Annotated in this window: 11 protein-coding genes; 10 read left to right on the plus strand and 1 reads right to left on the minus strand. The window is 69.6% G+C overall.

What is annotated here, in order from left to right:
* The 10 genes from VFU06_04505 to VFU06_04550 all read left to right on the plus strand — a co-directional run.
* Nucleotides 1–1,408 (plus strand): tetratricopeptide repeat protein (locus VFU06_04505; GenBank protein ID HEU5208652.1); only part of this gene is annotated, 1,408 nt, incomplete at its 5' end.
* Entirely contained in the window at nt 1,405–2,175 is a 771-nt protein-coding gene (locus VFU06_04510; protein HEU5208653.1) for a DUF4159 domain-containing protein, read from the plus strand. The genes VFU06_04505 and VFU06_04510, both read left to right, overlap by 4 nt.
* 28 nt (nt 2,176–2,203) lie before the next feature.
* Nucleotides 2,204–3,238 (plus strand): MoxR family ATPase, encoded by a 1,035-nt coding sequence (locus tag VFU06_04515; protein ID HEU5208654.1) that lies wholly within the window; start codon nt 2,204–2,206, stop codon nt 3,236–3,238.
* Nucleotide 3,239: 1 nt separating this feature from the next.
* Nucleotides 3,240–4,172: a DUF58 domain-containing protein gene (locus VFU06_04520; protein HEU5208655.1), complete on the plus strand. Its 933-nt coding sequence runs from the start codon at nt 3,240–3,242 to the stop codon at nt 4,170–4,172.
* A 61-nt stretch (nt 4,173–4,233) separates the two neighbouring features.
* Nucleotides 4,234–6,252: a VWA domain-containing protein gene (locus VFU06_04525; protein ID HEU5208656.1), complete on the plus strand. Its 2,019-nt coding sequence runs from the start codon at nt 4,234–4,236 to the stop codon at nt 6,250–6,252.
* Nucleotides 6,249–9,542 carry a DUF4175 family protein gene (locus VFU06_04530; protein HEU5208657.1) on the plus strand — a complete coding sequence of 1,098 codons (3,294 nt, stop codon included), beginning with the start codon at nt 6,249–6,251 and terminating at the stop codon, nt 9,540–9,542. The genes VFU06_04525 and VFU06_04530 overlap by 4 nt, the downstream gene beginning before the upstream one ends.
* Nucleotides 9,543–9,560: 18 nt before the next feature.
* Nucleotides 9,561–10,163 (plus strand): YceI family protein, encoded by a 603-nt coding sequence (locus tag VFU06_04535; protein ID HEU5208658.1) that lies wholly within the window; start codon nt 9,561–9,563, stop codon nt 10,161–10,163.
* A gap of 139 nt (nt 10,164–10,302) precedes the next feature.
* Nucleotides 10,303–11,193, plus strand: coding sequence for a deoxyribonuclease IV (locus tag VFU06_04540; protein ID HEU5208659.1), 891 nt, complete (start codon nt 10,303–10,305; stop codon nt 11,191–11,193).
* Nucleotides 11,193–12,272 (plus strand): sensor histidine kinase, encoded by a 1,080-nt coding sequence (locus tag VFU06_04545; GenBank protein ID HEU5208660.1) that lies wholly within the window; start codon nt 11,193–11,195, stop codon nt 12,270–12,272. Before VFU06_04540 ends, VFU06_04545 begins: the two co-directional genes overlap by 1 nt.
* The gene (locus VFU06_04550) at nt 12,259–12,924 is read left to right on the plus strand and encodes a response regulator transcription factor (protein HEU5208661.1); all 666 of its coding nucleotides are present in this window, start codon (nt 12,259–12,261) and stop codon (nt 12,922–12,924) included. Before VFU06_04545 ends, VFU06_04550 begins: the two co-directional genes overlap by 14 nt.
* Nucleotides 12,925–13,103: 179 nt before the next feature.
* Here VFU06_04550 and VFU06_04555 read toward each other — a convergent pair whose 3' ends face one another.
* Nucleotides 13,104–14,033 (minus strand): universal stress protein, encoded by a 930-nt coding sequence (locus VFU06_04555; GenBank protein HEU5208662.1) that lies wholly within the window; start codon nt 14,031–14,033, stop codon nt 13,104–13,106.
* Nucleotides 14,034–14,395: the final 362 nt, after the last annotated feature.

The following is a 14,395-nucleotide window of genomic DNA, read 5'->3' on the forward strand; positions in this document are numbered from 1 at the left end:
CGCCCGCGCATCGCTGGAGGCAGCATTCGCAGGCGACCCGTTCAACGTGTGGGTCAAGAACACGCTGGACCTTCTCGACACGTACCCGCAGTACGTCGAGCGCACGACGCCGCGCTTCGCGTTCTTCCTTCACCGCGACGAGGCGGACCTGCTCTTCCCGTATGCCGCTGCGCTGGCCGAGGAGGCATACGACGCGATCTCGGAACGCTACGGCCATGAGCCGGAGACGCCCGTTCGCGTCGAGGTCTACCCGCGCCACGCCGATTTCTCCGTGCGTACGGTCGGCCTCGCCGGTCTCGGCGCGCTGGGCGTCAGCTTCGGCAGCATTCTCGCCATGGACTCGCCCGCTGCGCGCGAGCCCGGTTCCTTCCACTGGGGCTCCACGCTCTGGCACGAGATCGCCCACGCCGTGACGCTCGGCGCGTCGGCGCACCGTGTGCCACGCTGGTTGACCGAAGGGATCAGCGTGCGCGAGGAGCGGCGCGCGCGGCCCGGCTGGGGAGACGGGTTCTCGATCGACTTCGCGCTCGCGTACACCGCAGGCCGGCTGCGCTCGCCGAGCGAGCTCAACGACGGATTCGTCCGCCCGCGCTTCCCGGGCGAAGTCGGGCTGTCGTACTACATGGCGTCGCTGGTCGTGGAATGGATCGAGGAGACCCGCGGCCCCGGAGCGCTGCGCTCGATGCTGTCGGCATACCGGGATGGCCGCTCGAACACGGATGTGCTGCAGCGGGTGCTCGGCATGTCGCCGGAGCACGTGGACCGTGCGTTCGACGAATGGCTGAGAGCGCGCTACGCCACGCAGCTCGCTGCGGTGGAGGTCGAGGACGGGCGTGCGGGTGGCGCGTTCCTGGAGCGCCTCGCCGAGGGGCGGCGTGCGCTGGAGGGCGGCGAGCTGTCCTCGGCGGAGAGCGCCCTTCGGGACGCGATCACCCTTTTCCCGGATTACACCGGTGCCGACTCGCCGCGTCGCCTGCTCGCGCGCATCCGGCTCCAGCAGGGTGACACGGCCGCGGCGGCGGAGCTGCTCGCGCAGCACGTCGCGGTCGCGGGCACCGACCTGGACGCGCACCGCGAGCTGGCCGGACTGTACGCGTCGCTCGGCGATCACACCCGGGCAGCGGAGGCGCTCGCCCGTGCGGTCTACATCCATCCGTACGACCCCGCTCTCCATCGCGAGATCGCGGCGCATTACGAGGCGATCGGCGACGTGGAGGGGGTGGTGCGTGCGCGCGCGGCACTCGTCGCGCTCGGCCCGGTGGACCGGGCGGAGGCGCTCTACCAGCTCGCGCTCGCACACCACCGCGCAGGCGACGACAGTGCGGCGCGTCGCACGGTGTTGCAGGCCCTCGAGATCGCGCCGAACTACGAGGCCGCGCAGATGCTGCTGCTGGAGGTGCGTCGATGAAGCGCTGGTTCTTCCTCCTGGCGCTGCTCGTGAGCGTTCCGGCGGCGGGTGCGCTGCTCGAAGCGCGCGCGCCCCGGCAGACACAGGACAGGCAGCGCCCGGAGCGCTGGCCGGACAACACGGAGTACGACGGCACGTTCAAGTTCGCGCGCATCTGGTACGACACGCGCGGGTTCCGCCGCTTCGGGGAGCCGCCCTGGCATCACGACTACCCGTTCGCGGAGCGCAACCTTGGCAGCATCCTCGGGGAGCTGACCCTGGTGCGGGCGTTCCGCGAGGGCGGCAACGTGTTCCGGCTGGGCGACCCCGAGCTGTTCCGCTACCCCGTGGCGATCCTGTCCGAGCCGGGGGAATGGGAGCCGAGCGACGAGGAGATCGAGGCACTGCGCGCGTACCTGCAGAAGGGCGGCTTCGTCATGTTCGACGATTTCACGGGTGAGCGTGCGCTGCGCCAGCTCGCGGCGAACATGCAGAAGGCCTGGCCGGGCATCGTCCCGGTCCCGCTCACCAGGGACGCGCCGATCTTCCAGTCCTTCTTCGAGATCGAGACGCTCGAGATGCTGCACCCGTACCGGGGTGTGCCGGCGCAATTCTTCGGCTTCTTCGTGGACAACGACGCATCGAAGCGGATGGTCGCGGTGGCGAACTACAACAACGACCTGGGCGAGCTGTGGGAGTACTCGGCCGAGGGGTTCTTCCCCGTCGACCTGACCAACGAGGCGTACAAGTTCGGCGTGAACTACGTGCTGTACACGCTGACGCGCTAGACGGCAACAACAGGGGGCACGCGTGGCGATGGCATCGGTCGTGACGGAACAGCAGGCAGCGCTCGGTCGGGACGACGTCGAGCTGGCGGAGCGGATGAGTGCGGGCGCGCAGCGTGTCCGGGCCGAGCTGCGCAAGCGCATCATCGGACAGGACGCGGTCATCGACGAGATGCTGCTGACACTCTTCGTGGGTGGCAACTCGCTGATCATCGGCGTGCCCGGCCTCGCGAAAACGCTGCTGGTGCAGTCGCTCGCGCAGGTGCTCACGCTCGATTTCGCGCGCATCCAGTTCACCCCCGACCTGATGCCGTCGGATATCACGGGCACGGACATCCTGCAGGAGGACGAGAACGGCCGCCGCACCATGACGTTCGCGCCGGGCCCCGTGTTCACCAACGTGCTGCTGGCCGATGAGATCAACCGCACGCCCCCCAAGACGCAGTCTGCGCTGCTCGAGGCGATGCAGGAGCACCGGGTCACGGTGCAGGGAAGGACGTACACGCTGGAGGAGCCGTTCCACGTGTTCGCGACGCAGAACCCGATCGAGCTGGAGGGCACGTACCCGCTGCCCGAAGCCCAGCTCGACCGGTTCATGTTCCAGATCGTCATCGACCACATGCCGGAGCAGGACGAGCTCGCAGTCGTGCGGGCGACGACGTCGACGGCCGGCGAAGCACCCCAGCAGGTGATGACGGGCGACGAGTTGCTCGCGTACCAGCAGCTCGTCCGGCGCGTGCCCGTCTCGGACGCGGCACTGCAGTACGCGGTCACCCTCGTACGAAGGACGAGGCCGGGTGACGGGGCACCGCAGCACGTGCGCGACTGGGTCGGCTACGGGGCGAGCGTGCGCGCGGCGCAGTACCTCACGCTCGGGGCCAAGGCGCGGGCGCTGCTCGACGGCCGCACGCACGTCGCGTTCGAGGACGTGCGCGCGCTCGCGCACCCCGTCCTGCGCCACCGCGTGCTGCTCAACTTCCATGCGCAGTCGGAGCGGATCACGCCCGACATGGTGATCGATCAGCTGCTGGACGCGGTCAGCCCGCCCGCGTCGGGGATGCGCTGAGGTGACGACCGCCCGCGCGCTGCCCGGCGCCCGGTTTGTCGATCCGGCCGTGCTCCAGCGCATCGACGACCTGGAGCTGGTCGCCAAGACGGTGGTGGACGGCTTCATCAACGGCCTGCACCGCTCGCCGTACCTCGGGCTGTCGCTCGATTTCGCCGAGCACCGCGCATACATGCCGGGCGATGACATCCGCCGCATCGACTGGCGCCTGTACGCCCGGACCGACCGGTACCACGTGAAGGAGTTCGAGGCGGACACCAATGCGAACTTCGTCGTGCTGCTGGACGTCTCGGGCTCCATGGCGTACCAGGGGACCGGCATCGCGAAGCTGGATTACGCACGCATGCTCGCCGGCTCACTCGCCTACTTCGCATCGCGGCAGCGGGACCGCGTCGGCCTGGTGACCTTCGACGACGACGTCGTCGATTACGTGCCGCCTTCGGCAAAGCACCTCGAGGTCCTGCTGCACACGCTGGAGCGCACGGCGCCGGGGCGCCAGGGCGCGCTCGTGCAGCCGATGCGCAAGATCGTCGAGCTGCTGGGCAGGCGCGGCGTCGTTGCGCTCATCTCCGACCTGTACGAGGAACCGGAGTCGGTTGCCGATGCCGTGCGCGCGCTGCGCTATGCGGGCAACGACGTGATCGTCTTTCACCTGCTCGACCCGACGGAGCTGACGTTCCCGTTCGATGCTGCGCAGAGCTTCGAGGACCTGGAGACCGGCGAGCGGATTCCCGTCGTTCCGGACGCACTGCGCGAGCGCTACCGCCAGATGGTGGAGGCGCACGTGACCACGCTGCGCACACTGCTGCGCGCGGACCGGATCGACTACGCGATGTTCGACACGTCACAGCCTCTCGAGCACGCGCTGTTCGCGCTGCTGTCCGAGCGCGAGCGACTGCAGCAGGCGGGACGCAGGAACGGAGGGGTCGCATGAGTCTGGCTGGTGCACGGGCAGGTGTCGCTGCCGGGCGCAGCCTCACCGGAGGAACGGACACGTGACGTTCCTCGCGCCGCTCTTCCTGGTCGGCCTGCTTGCCGTGGGCGTACCTGTGGCGCTGCACCTGATGCACCGCGAGCGGCCGGACGCCGTGCGCTTTCCGTCGCTGATGTTCCTCAAGCAGATCCCGCACAAATCAGTGCGCAGGCGACGCCTGCGCGACCATCTGCTCCTGGCGGCGCGCGTGCTCGCGCTGGTGCTGCTGGCCGCCGCGTTCGCGCGGCCCTTCGTCGATCGCGTGCCGGCAGCAGGCAGCGCACTGCTTCCGGCGCGTGACCTCGTCGTGCTGATCGATCGCTCCTACAGCATGGGGCACGGCGACCGTTTCGACCGCGCGCTGGACGCCGCGCGTTCGCAGGTCGACGGGCTCCGGCGGGAGGACCGCGCGGCGATCGCGTTCTTCGACGAGCGTGCCGACGTCGTCACCGTGCAGACGGGTGATCGCGCCGTGCTGCGCGCAGCACTCGACACCGCCCAGGTGGGGCCGCGGCGCACCAGCTACAGTGCAGCGCTCCGGGCGGCGCAGGCGCTGCTCGATGCGTCCGAACGGCCACAGCGGGAGGTCGTGCTGATCAGCGACTTCCAGCAGGGCGGCTGGGACGGCGACGAAAGCGCGCGGCTGCCCGAGGGCATGAGCTTGACGACGGTGCCGATCACGGATGATGCACCGGCGAACACCATGCTGGCCGGTGTCTCGATCGCGCGTGAGCAGTTCGAGGGACGGGAGCGCGTGCGTGTCACGGCACGCATCGCTCATCGCGGTGCAGCGGCCCGCAGCGGAACGGCTGCCCTGGAGGTGAACGGCCAGGCGGTGCAGTCCGTGCCCTTCCAGGTCGAGGCGGGCGGCGTGAGCGACGTCGCATTCGCGCCGCTCACCCTGCCCGCCGGAGCGGCACGCGGCACCGTTCGGCTCGATCCCGACGACCTCGCCGCGGACGACACGTACCATCTCGTGCTCAGCGCCGCGCGGCCGCTGCGCGTGCTGCTCGTCGAGGGACCCGGCAGCAGCGCGCCGTCCGGGCTGTACCTGCGTCGCGCGCTGGCCGTGGGCCAGGATCCTGCGTTCGCGGTGAGTGCAACCGGCGCCATCGGCGCGGGCGACCTCGCCGATGCCGACGTCGTGCTGCTGAACGGTGCACGGTGGCCGACCGGTACGGCCGGAGAGCGGCTGGACGCGTTCATCGCGGGCGGCGGCGGTGTGCTCGCCGTCCTCGGCGCCACCGGCAGTCTGCCAGGCTGGGTCGGGCAGGCGGATGCCCCCGTCGACCGGACGCGGGGCGGGGGTGGCGCGATCGGCTGGGCGGAGTACACGCATCCCGCGCTGGAGCTGTTCCGCGATCCGCGCAACGGTGATCTCGGCAGTGCGCGCCAGTACCGGTACCGCGCCCTGCAGCCGGGCGACTCCACGCGTGTGCTCGCACGGTTCGACGATGGCGGCGCCGCCATCCTGGAGACGCGTCGCGGCCGTGGCCGGGTGGTCGTCCTCACGTCCACGCTCGACACCTACTGGAGCGATCTGCCGCTGCAGCCGGTGTTCGTGCCGCTGCTGCACCGGCTGACGGCGTACGGCGCCGACTGGCGGGCGGAGCGGCCGGCCATGACCGTGGGCGACGCCCTGGTCGTCGAGGACAGCATGCTCACGGTGGTCGCGCCAGACGGGACGCCAGTGCAGGCCGGCGGCGGTCGCGGCGGCGCCGTGCTCCGTCTCGATCAGCCCGGCTTCTACGAGCTGCGGGAGCCGGCCGGCTCGAACGTGGTCCGCACCATTGCGGCAAACGTCGATCGGGCCGAGTCCGATCTGACGGCGATGCAACCGGTGGCGCTCGCGTCGGCAGCGTCAGCGCGGGCGCGTGACGGGGCTGCCATGACGGATGCGGCGGTGCTCACGCTCGAGGAGCGCGAGCGCCGCCAGGCGCTCTGGTGGTACGTGCTCGCGGCGGCGATCCTGCTGCTCGCGGTGGAGACAGTCCTGGCGACACGGCCCTCCCGTGCATTGCGAAGCGGAGGCACACCATGAAGCGAAGCGATCCGAGGCTGCTCGACCTGATCCGCGCCGTCCGGAACCGCTGGCGCGCCAAGCTGCTCGTTCGCGGACTCGCGTTCACCGGTGCCGCTGCGCTCGCGCTCTTCGTGCTGCTGTCGTACGTCGTGAGCCGGAGCGGGTTCACACCGGCCGCGGTGATCACGCTGCGCGTGCTCGGCTGGGGAGGCGTACTTGCCGTCGCGTGGTACTGGCTCGTGCGACCATTGCTGCGCCGTCCGTCCGATCAGCAGGTCGCGCTGTACATCGAGGAGAACGAGCCCGCGCTGCGCAATGCCCTCGTCAGCTCGATCGACAGCCCGGATGCATCGCCCACCCTGCTGCAGCACACGCTGGAGCAGGCGCTGCGGCGGATGCATACCATCGACGATGGCCGAGACTTCGAGCGGCGCGACCTGCGCTGGTCCGGCGCCATGCTCGCCGGCGTCGTGGTCCTGGCGCTCGCGCTGGTTGCAGCTCGGCCGGTGACACTCCGGCACGGCGCGGATGCGCTGCTGAACCCGATCGCGCGGGTGGAGAGCGCGCAGCCGTTCAGCATCGATGTGCTGCCGGGTGATACGACCATCGCGCGCGGGGCGGACGCGACGGTGCACGGACTGCTGCGCGGCTTCACGGCGGCAGGAGCGGACGTGCTGGTGCGCACCGGCTCCGACTCTTCGTTCGCGCGCATCCCCATGGAGCAGGCCGACGACAGCACCACGTTCGAGGCCATGCTCTTCACGCTGCGCTCCGACGCCGAGTACTTCATCGAGTCCGGCGACGTGCGCTCGCGCGTGCACCGCATCACGGTCGCGGATCTGCCGTACGTCGAGCGGCTCGCGATGGAGTACGTGTTCCCGGCCTACACGCGCCTGCCGCCGCAGGTGATCGAGATCGGGGGCGACATAGCGGCGTTGCGCGGCACGACCGTGCGCCTGACGGCGACGCCGACGGTGCCGGTGAGCGGGGGCCGGATCGTGCTCGAGGGCGGCGCGACGCGGCCTCTTACCGTACGGGCGGATGGCACGCTGACCGGCGAACTCACCGTGCAGGATCCGGGTTATTACCATCTCGAGCTGGACGCGGGCAGCGGCATGCTGGAGGCGTCGCCGCGGTATACGATCGATGTGCTCGACGATCGCGGACCGACCGTCCGCTTCAGCAGCCCCGGCCGGGACACGCGGCCGACCAGCATCGAGGAAGTGTATCTCGAGGCGCAGGCGGACGATGATTACGGCGTCGCGCGCATCGAGCTGGTCTACTCGGTGAATGGCGGTGCCGAGCAGAGCGTGCCGATCTACCAGGGGCGCGCGCTCCAGCAGGTCACGGCCGGGCACACGGTCTATCTCGAGGAGATGAACCTCGAGGCCGGCGACCTGGTCTCCTACTACGCACGGGCCCGCGACAACAGCACACACGAGGTCACGAGCGACATCTACTTTCTCGCGATCCGGCCCTTCGGTCGCGACTACAGGCAGGCCGAGCAGGCACCGCCCGCGGGCGCGCAGCAGGGAGAGGAGAGCGGTGACCTGACGCAGACGCAGCGCGAGATCATTGCAGCGACGTTCAACGTGATCCGCGCGGGGGATCAGCAGGACCGCGGCGACGACCTGAACACGATCGCACTCGCGCAGGAACGACTGCGGGGGCAGGTCGAGACGCTCGCGCAGCGCATGCACGGCCGCGGCATCACGGCCGACACCTCGTTCCGCAGGATCGCCGAGGTCCTGCCGCAGGCCATGCGCGAGATGGAGGCAGCGGTGCGCTCGCTCCGCGCCGGCGAGCCGGATGCGGCACTGCCCAGTGAGCAGCGCGCGCTGCAACAGCTTCAGCGCGCCGAGGCGATGTACCGCGACGTGCAGGTCGCGATGCAGCAGGACGGCGGTGGAGGGGGCAGTGGCGGTGCACCCGACGCCGAGGACCTGGCGGACCTCTTCGAGCTCGAGCTCGACCGGCTGCAGAACCAGTACGAGACGGTGCAGCAGGGACAGCAGGAGGCCACGCAACAGGGCATGGATGCCACGCTCGAGCGGCTGCGCGAGCTCGCGCGGCGCCAGCAGCAGGAGCTGGAACGGCAGCGTCGCACGGCCGCGTCGCAGAACGGGCAGGGCGGTGGCAGCGCGTCGCAGCGACAGCTCGCCGAGGAGACGGAGCAGGCGGCGCGTCAGCTGGAACGACTCGCCAGGGAGACCGGCCGCCGCGATCTCGAGGAAACTGCGCGCCGGATGCAGGAGGCCGCTGACGCCATGCGTCGCGCGGCCGCCGACCGGCGCAGTGGCAGCACCGCGCAGGCGCAGGACGCACTGGAACGACTCGACGACGCGCGCCGTCGCCTGGAGCAGAACCAGTCGCAGCAGCTCGACGAGGAAACGGAGCGCGCGCGTCGCGATCTGCAGCGGCTGGCCGAGCAGCAGGAGCGCGTTGCCGAGGGGATGCGCGACCTCCAGCAGCAGACCGGGGCGGAGCGCTCGCAGCGGGCGGACGAGCTGATCGAGCAGAAGACGGAGATGGCCGAGCGGCTCGGCGAGCTGGAACAACGGCTCGACGGGATGGCGAGTGGGGTGCGCGACCGCCAGAATGCTGCGCGCCAGCTGCGCGCGGCGGCCGGCGCGATCCGCGATCAGCAGCTGCGCGAGATGCTCGAGTGGTCGCGCAACCTGACGCAGCCACAGGCGCCGCCGGAGCAGGTCGAGCGCATGGAGCAGCAGATCGCGGCCGGCATCGAGAAGGTCCGCGAGCGGCTCGACAGTGCGCAGGTCGCACTGGCCTCCGGGCAGCAGGCCGAGGACGCGCAGCGGGCGATCGAGCGCGCGGCCGAGCTCGCCCGCGGGCTCGAGTCGCTGCAGGCGCAGGCCGAGGCACAGGCGTCCGCGGAGCGGCAGTCACAACCCGGGCAGCAGGCGCAGCAGTCCGCACAATCCGGGGACGGCACGCCGCGCGGTGGCGGCGACGGACGGCAGCTCCGCAATGCGCTGCGGCAGCGGATCGCCGAGGCGGAGGAATTGCGCCAGCAGCTGCGGCGCGGCGGGATCGACGCGGATCAGCTCGAGGATGTGCTCTCCGCAATGCGCGGCCTGGATCGCGCCGGTGCGCTGACCGATCCCGAGGCGCTCACGCGCCTGCGGCGCGACCTCGTGGATGGGGCGCGGGAGCTGGAGTTCGCCCTGCGCCGTGCACTGCTGGCCGGGCGCGAAGATGCGCCACGGATACGCAGCAGCGGCCAGGTCGCGGAGGAGTTCCGTCGCATGGTCGAAGAGTACTACCGCGCGCTTGCGCGGCAGCCGTAACCTCAAACGGAGTACCTGATGCAGATGAATCGACTGCCGGTCGCGGCCGCGCTGATGCTGCCGCTCCTCTTCACTGCCGCCGTGCCGGACACGGTGCAGCGTTTCGAAATCGATCGGAACCACAGCCGCGTCGGCTTCGCCGTACGTCACATGGGTGTCGCGACCGTACGTGGCGAGTTCCGCGAGTTCGAGGGACACCTGCTGCTGAACAGCGAGGACATCACGCAGTCGACTGCTCAGGTCGTCATCCAGACCGCGACGATCGATACCGGCAACGAGCGCCGCGACAACCATCTGCGCAGCGACGACTTCTTCAATGCGGAGCGCTTTCCGACGATCACGTTCGACGGACGGCGCGTCGAGCAGACCGGGGATGGCTATGCGCTCGTGGGCGATCTCACGATCCGTGACGTGACGAAGGAGGTCAGGATCCCCTTCGAGCTGAACGGCCCGATCACGCTCGACGGCCGGCAGCGGCTGGGCGCCGAGGGGGAGGTGGAGATCGATCGCAAGGAGTTCAACCTGCTCTGGAACAACATGGTCGAGGGCATCAGCGTCGTGAGCGACGATGTCCGCATCGAGCTCGCGATCGAGGCAGCTACCCCGCGCCCGCAGAGCTGAAGCGACCGGTGGAACAGCTCCGGCCGCGTACGCGCGCCCGTCTCACGGCGGGCGCGTTTCTGCTTCCGGGCTGGCGGCAGCGCACCGCGCTCACTATTCATTGCGCCGCCGACCCCCGACCCGATGGAAGGTAGTGCTGATGGCTCGATATCTCGGCGCGCACACGAGCGACAACGGCGGCCTGCACATGACCGCGCGGCGCGCCGGGAGTGCCGGCATGACCGCACTCCAGATCTTCACCGCGATCCCGAAGTTCTACGGCGACAAGTCGAACATCAATCCGGATCGTGCCGAGCGCTTCCGCAGCGCCCTGGCGGAAACGGACGTGCGGCCGGAGCACGTCGTCGTGCATGCGGCGTACGTGCTGAGCGTCGCCACGGCCGACCAGGCAAAGTGGGACCGCGCGGCTGCCGGCCTCGCCAGGGAGATGGAGCGCTCCAGCATCCTGGGCGTCGGCCAGGTCTGCTTCCATCCGGGCTCCGCCAGTGATGGCGATCCCGTAGCCGCTGCGGAACGCGTCGCCAGGGCCATGGTTCACGCGCTCGAGCATACGCCTGATTCGCCGACGCGCCTGCTCGTCGAGAACACGGCCGGCGCTGGCAAGACCATCGGCCGGACCGCAGAGGAGATCGCGCTGATCCTGTCGCACATCCCGAAGGCACTGCGCGCTCGTGCCGGCTACGGCCTGGATACGTGCCATCTCCACGCGTCCGGCTATGACATCCACACGTCGCAGGAGCGGTTCACCGCGATCCTGGACGAGTTCGAGCAGGCGATCGGTGAGGCACCCGCGTTCTTTCACCTGAACGACAGCGCCAACGATTTCGCGTCCAACCGGGATCGTCACACCAACATCGGGGAAGGCACGATCGGCGTGGAGCCGTTCCGCTGGCTGTTCCAGGATCGCCGCTCCTTCGATATCCCGCTGATCCTCGAGACACCGGAAGAGAACACGACGCCGTCGCCGGACGATCCCGCCGCGGATCCCTGGCACGTTGCAATGCTGGAACTGCTGCGGAGCTTCGACTGATGCCGAACACGCGCGAAGTGCTCGAGTCACGCTCCGAGAACGAGCTGCCGCGCGTGCTTGTCGGGCTGCTGCGCGTGCCCCTCTTCTACAAGATCCTCGGCGCGAACGCGGTCATCACCGTGCTCAGCGGGCTGGCCGTCGTGTTCGCCGTGCACCGCGAGCTCGGCACGGACGCGGTGACCGACACGATCCTGCTGGTGGCACTGCTCACGGTGCTGCTGAGTCTCGTCGTGAACGCGATCATCGTGCGCTTCGCACTCTGGCCGATCGACCGGCTCGAGCACACCGCTTCGATGGTGCACGCCGGTGACGAGGCCGCACGAGCGCAGGCCACCGTTCTCGCCGATCGCAAGCTCGCGCGGCTGATCTCGACCTTCAACGAGATGCTCGATCGGGCCGCTGCGCAGCGGCAGCGGCTGCGCGAGGTCAACCAGCGCGCACTCGCGGCCGCCGAGGACGAGCGACTGCGCATCGCCCGGGAGCTGCACGACGGCACCGCACAGACGCTCGCGGCGCTGCGCGTCCGGTTGAAGCTCGCCCGCAGCATTTCGGACCCGGCGAAACAGAGTGCATTGCTCGAGGACATCTCGGAGGAGATCTCCTCCGCCATCGAGGAGGTGCGACGCATGGCGCGCGGGCTGCGGCCCCCGGCGCTCGACATGCTCGGCCTCGCACCCGCCATCGAGTCCCGCGCGCGAGCCATTGCCGAGGCCGGCGGAATGCGCCTCGAGCTCGCCGTCGAGGACCAGGAGCGGCTGCTTCCGCCAGAGGTCGAGCTGGCGGTGTACCGCATCGTCCAGGAGTCCCTGTCCAACGTGGTACGCCACGCGGGCGCGGAAACCGTGTTCGTCGGCCTCGCGCGCAACCAGGGGGTCCTGGAGATCGTCATCCGCGACGACGGGCGCGGCTTCGACCTCGAGCATACATTGGACGACAGCGGGCGCGGCCTCGGCCTGTTCGGCATGCAGGAGCGCGCATCCTACATCGGCGGCACCGTCGACATCGATACGAGCCCCGGACGCGGCACGCAGGTGCGTGTGCGCATCCCCATCACGGAGAGCGAACGTGGCGGCACCTGACACCATCCGGATCCTCCTCTGCGACGACCACCTCGTCCTGCGCGCCGGCCTCAAGGCGCTGCTCGACAACGAGGAGGATTTCGTCGTGGTAGGCGAGGCGTCGACCGGTGAGGAAGCGATCGAGCGTTGCGAGCTGCTCAAGCCCGACGTCGTCGTCATGGACCTCTCCATGCCGGGCATGGGCGGCCTCGAGGCGACGCGCCAGATCGCCAGGGACGGGCGCTCCCGGGTGCTCGTGCTCACCATGCACGCCGAGGACGAGTACCTCCTCGCCGTGCTGGAGGCCGGCGGCAGCGGCTACGTCCGCAAGACGTCCGCCGATGAAGACCTGATCAGCGCGATCCGCACCGTCGCACGCGACGAGGTGTTCCTCTACCCGAATGCAGCCAAGCTGCTGCTGCAGGGCTTCCGCGTGAAGAAGGAGGAGCAGGCCAATGACCCGCTGAAGAAGCTGACCGACCGCGAGCGCGACGTCATGGCCATGACCGCCGAGGGCTTCTCCTCCAGCGAGATCGGCGAGAAGCTCTTCATCTCGCCCAAGACGGTCGACACCTACCGCTCGCGCATCATGGAAAAGCTCGGCCTGACCCACAGGTCCGAGCTGGTGCGCTTCGCGCTCAATGCGGGGCTGCTCAAGCCGGAGAAGGAGTAGGCCGTCGACACGGCGCGAGGAGAAGAGCAAACAGAATCTACCACGGAGTACACTGAGCACGGCCGAGGCAGGCGGCGAGGGCGCTGCTCGCAGGATCTTATTCGCTGCGGAGCGCGTTGGTGGTCCTCTGCGGCTGCTCTCCGTGTGTTCTGTGCTCTCCGTGGTAGAAGGTTACGTTCCTAGCCCTTGATCATCTCGGCGATGCCGCCGGCCGTCTCCAGCGCCCGCGTCCCTGCGGCCGGCGGGCGGTAGAGCAGCACCGGCATCATCGTGCCGCGTACCACCTTGTCGGCCACACTCCCGAGCGTCACGCGCGACCAGCCGCCACGGCCGTGCGTCGCGAGTGCGATCAGGTCGGCACCGTGCAGTCCCGCGTACTCCAGGATCGCGACCGCGGGTGAGGCGTGCGTTTCGACAGCGATGTCGATCTCGATATCCGCTGCCACCCGTCGCGCGACGGATTCGAGGTAGCGCTGCGCTGCGCGACGCTCGCTCCTGGCGTCGCTGTCCACCGGCTGCGGCGCCATGACCTGCAGCAGCGTGATGCGGGCCCCCGAGAGCTGGGCGAGCGCAAGCGCCGGGCTCAGAATTCCCTCCGACAGGTCCGAGCCGTCCAGCGGGATCAGCATGTGCGACGTCTGCGGCTCGCACGTCATTACCACGTCCTCGTCGCGCGGTCGAAGCAGCAGCACCGGTACACTCGTCCGCCGGACCAGCGCATCGGCGACACTGCCAAGCCAGGCCCGGCTGATCCCGCCCCGACCGTGGGTCGTCATCACGATCAGGTCGACCTCGGCGTCCGTTGCGTATGACACCAGCGTGGGCACGGTGGGCGCGTTCAGGAGGTCCGTACGCACCGCGACACCACACGTCTGCAGCACCCGGTCCGCGACACGCGCCAGATAGGCGGCCTCCTGCTCCCGCAGTGTCCGGTCGAGCTGCGCGTCGTACGGCGCGCCGCTCACCGGATACATCGGCGGCAGCGGCGGCTCGTGGCAGTGCACAACGTGCACACGCGCCCCCGTCCGGCGGGCAATGCCGACCGCAACCGGAAGCGCGTGCTCACCGAATCTCGAGCTGTCCAGCGGAACCAGGATCGTGGCGGCCATGGGCGTCTCCTGCTCTGTGAATCCAGCACAACTCTACCTCCGACCGTGTGCAGTGCGTGTCGGGCGGAGGCTGAAGCTGCGTCGGGATAAAGGAGCGGTGCGCCGGAGTCGCACGGCGCGGTTCCCGGTCTGCACCGCTGCCGGGACGAATCCGTCCCGCGAATGCGACTCGCGCCCGCCCCGCGAGAATCCGGGGAAAACCCGAAGTCGTTACCCGACATCAGGTTATGCAGTAACTCGGAACGGGCGTGCAACTCGCAGAGGCATTTCCACGTTCCAATGGGAGTGGGGCAATCGTCTGAGAGGTGCTGGACCCTTCCCGCGGAGATATGGAGATGGCTCGATCAACCGCCAGAACGAGT

Source organism: Longimicrobiales bacterium (assembly GCA_035764935.1).
In the GTDB taxonomy this organism is placed as follows: domain Bacteria; phylum Gemmatimonadota; class Gemmatimonadetes; order Longimicrobiales; family RSA9; genus DASTYK01.

Coding starts and splice junctions, on each gene's coding strand:
- VFU06_04510 (HEU5208653.1), top strand. CDS start 1,405: ATGAAGCGCTGGTTCTTCCTCCTGGCGCTGCTCGTGAGCGTTCCGGCG.
- VFU06_04515 (HEU5208654.1), top strand. CDS start 2,204: ATGGCATCGGTCGTGACGGAACAGCAGGCAGCGCTCGGTCGGGACGAC.
- VFU06_04530 (HEU5208657.1), top strand. CDS start 6,249: ATGAAGCGAAGCGATCCGAGGCTGCTCGACCTGATCCGCGCCGTCCGG.
- VFU06_04535 (HEU5208658.1), top strand. CDS start 9,561: ATGCAGATGAATCGACTGCCGGTCGCGGCCGCGCTGATGCTGCCGCTC.
- VFU06_04540 (HEU5208659.1), top strand. CDS start 10,303: ATGGCTCGATATCTCGGCGCGCACACGAGCGACAACGGCGGCCTGCAC.
- VFU06_04545 (HEU5208660.1), top strand. CDS start 11,193: ATGCCGAACACGCGCGAAGTGCTCGAGTCACGCTCCGAGAACGAGCTG.
- VFU06_04555 (HEU5208662.1), bottom strand. CDS start 14,033: ATGGCCGCCACGATCCTGGTTCCGCTGGACAGCTCGAGATTCGGTGAG.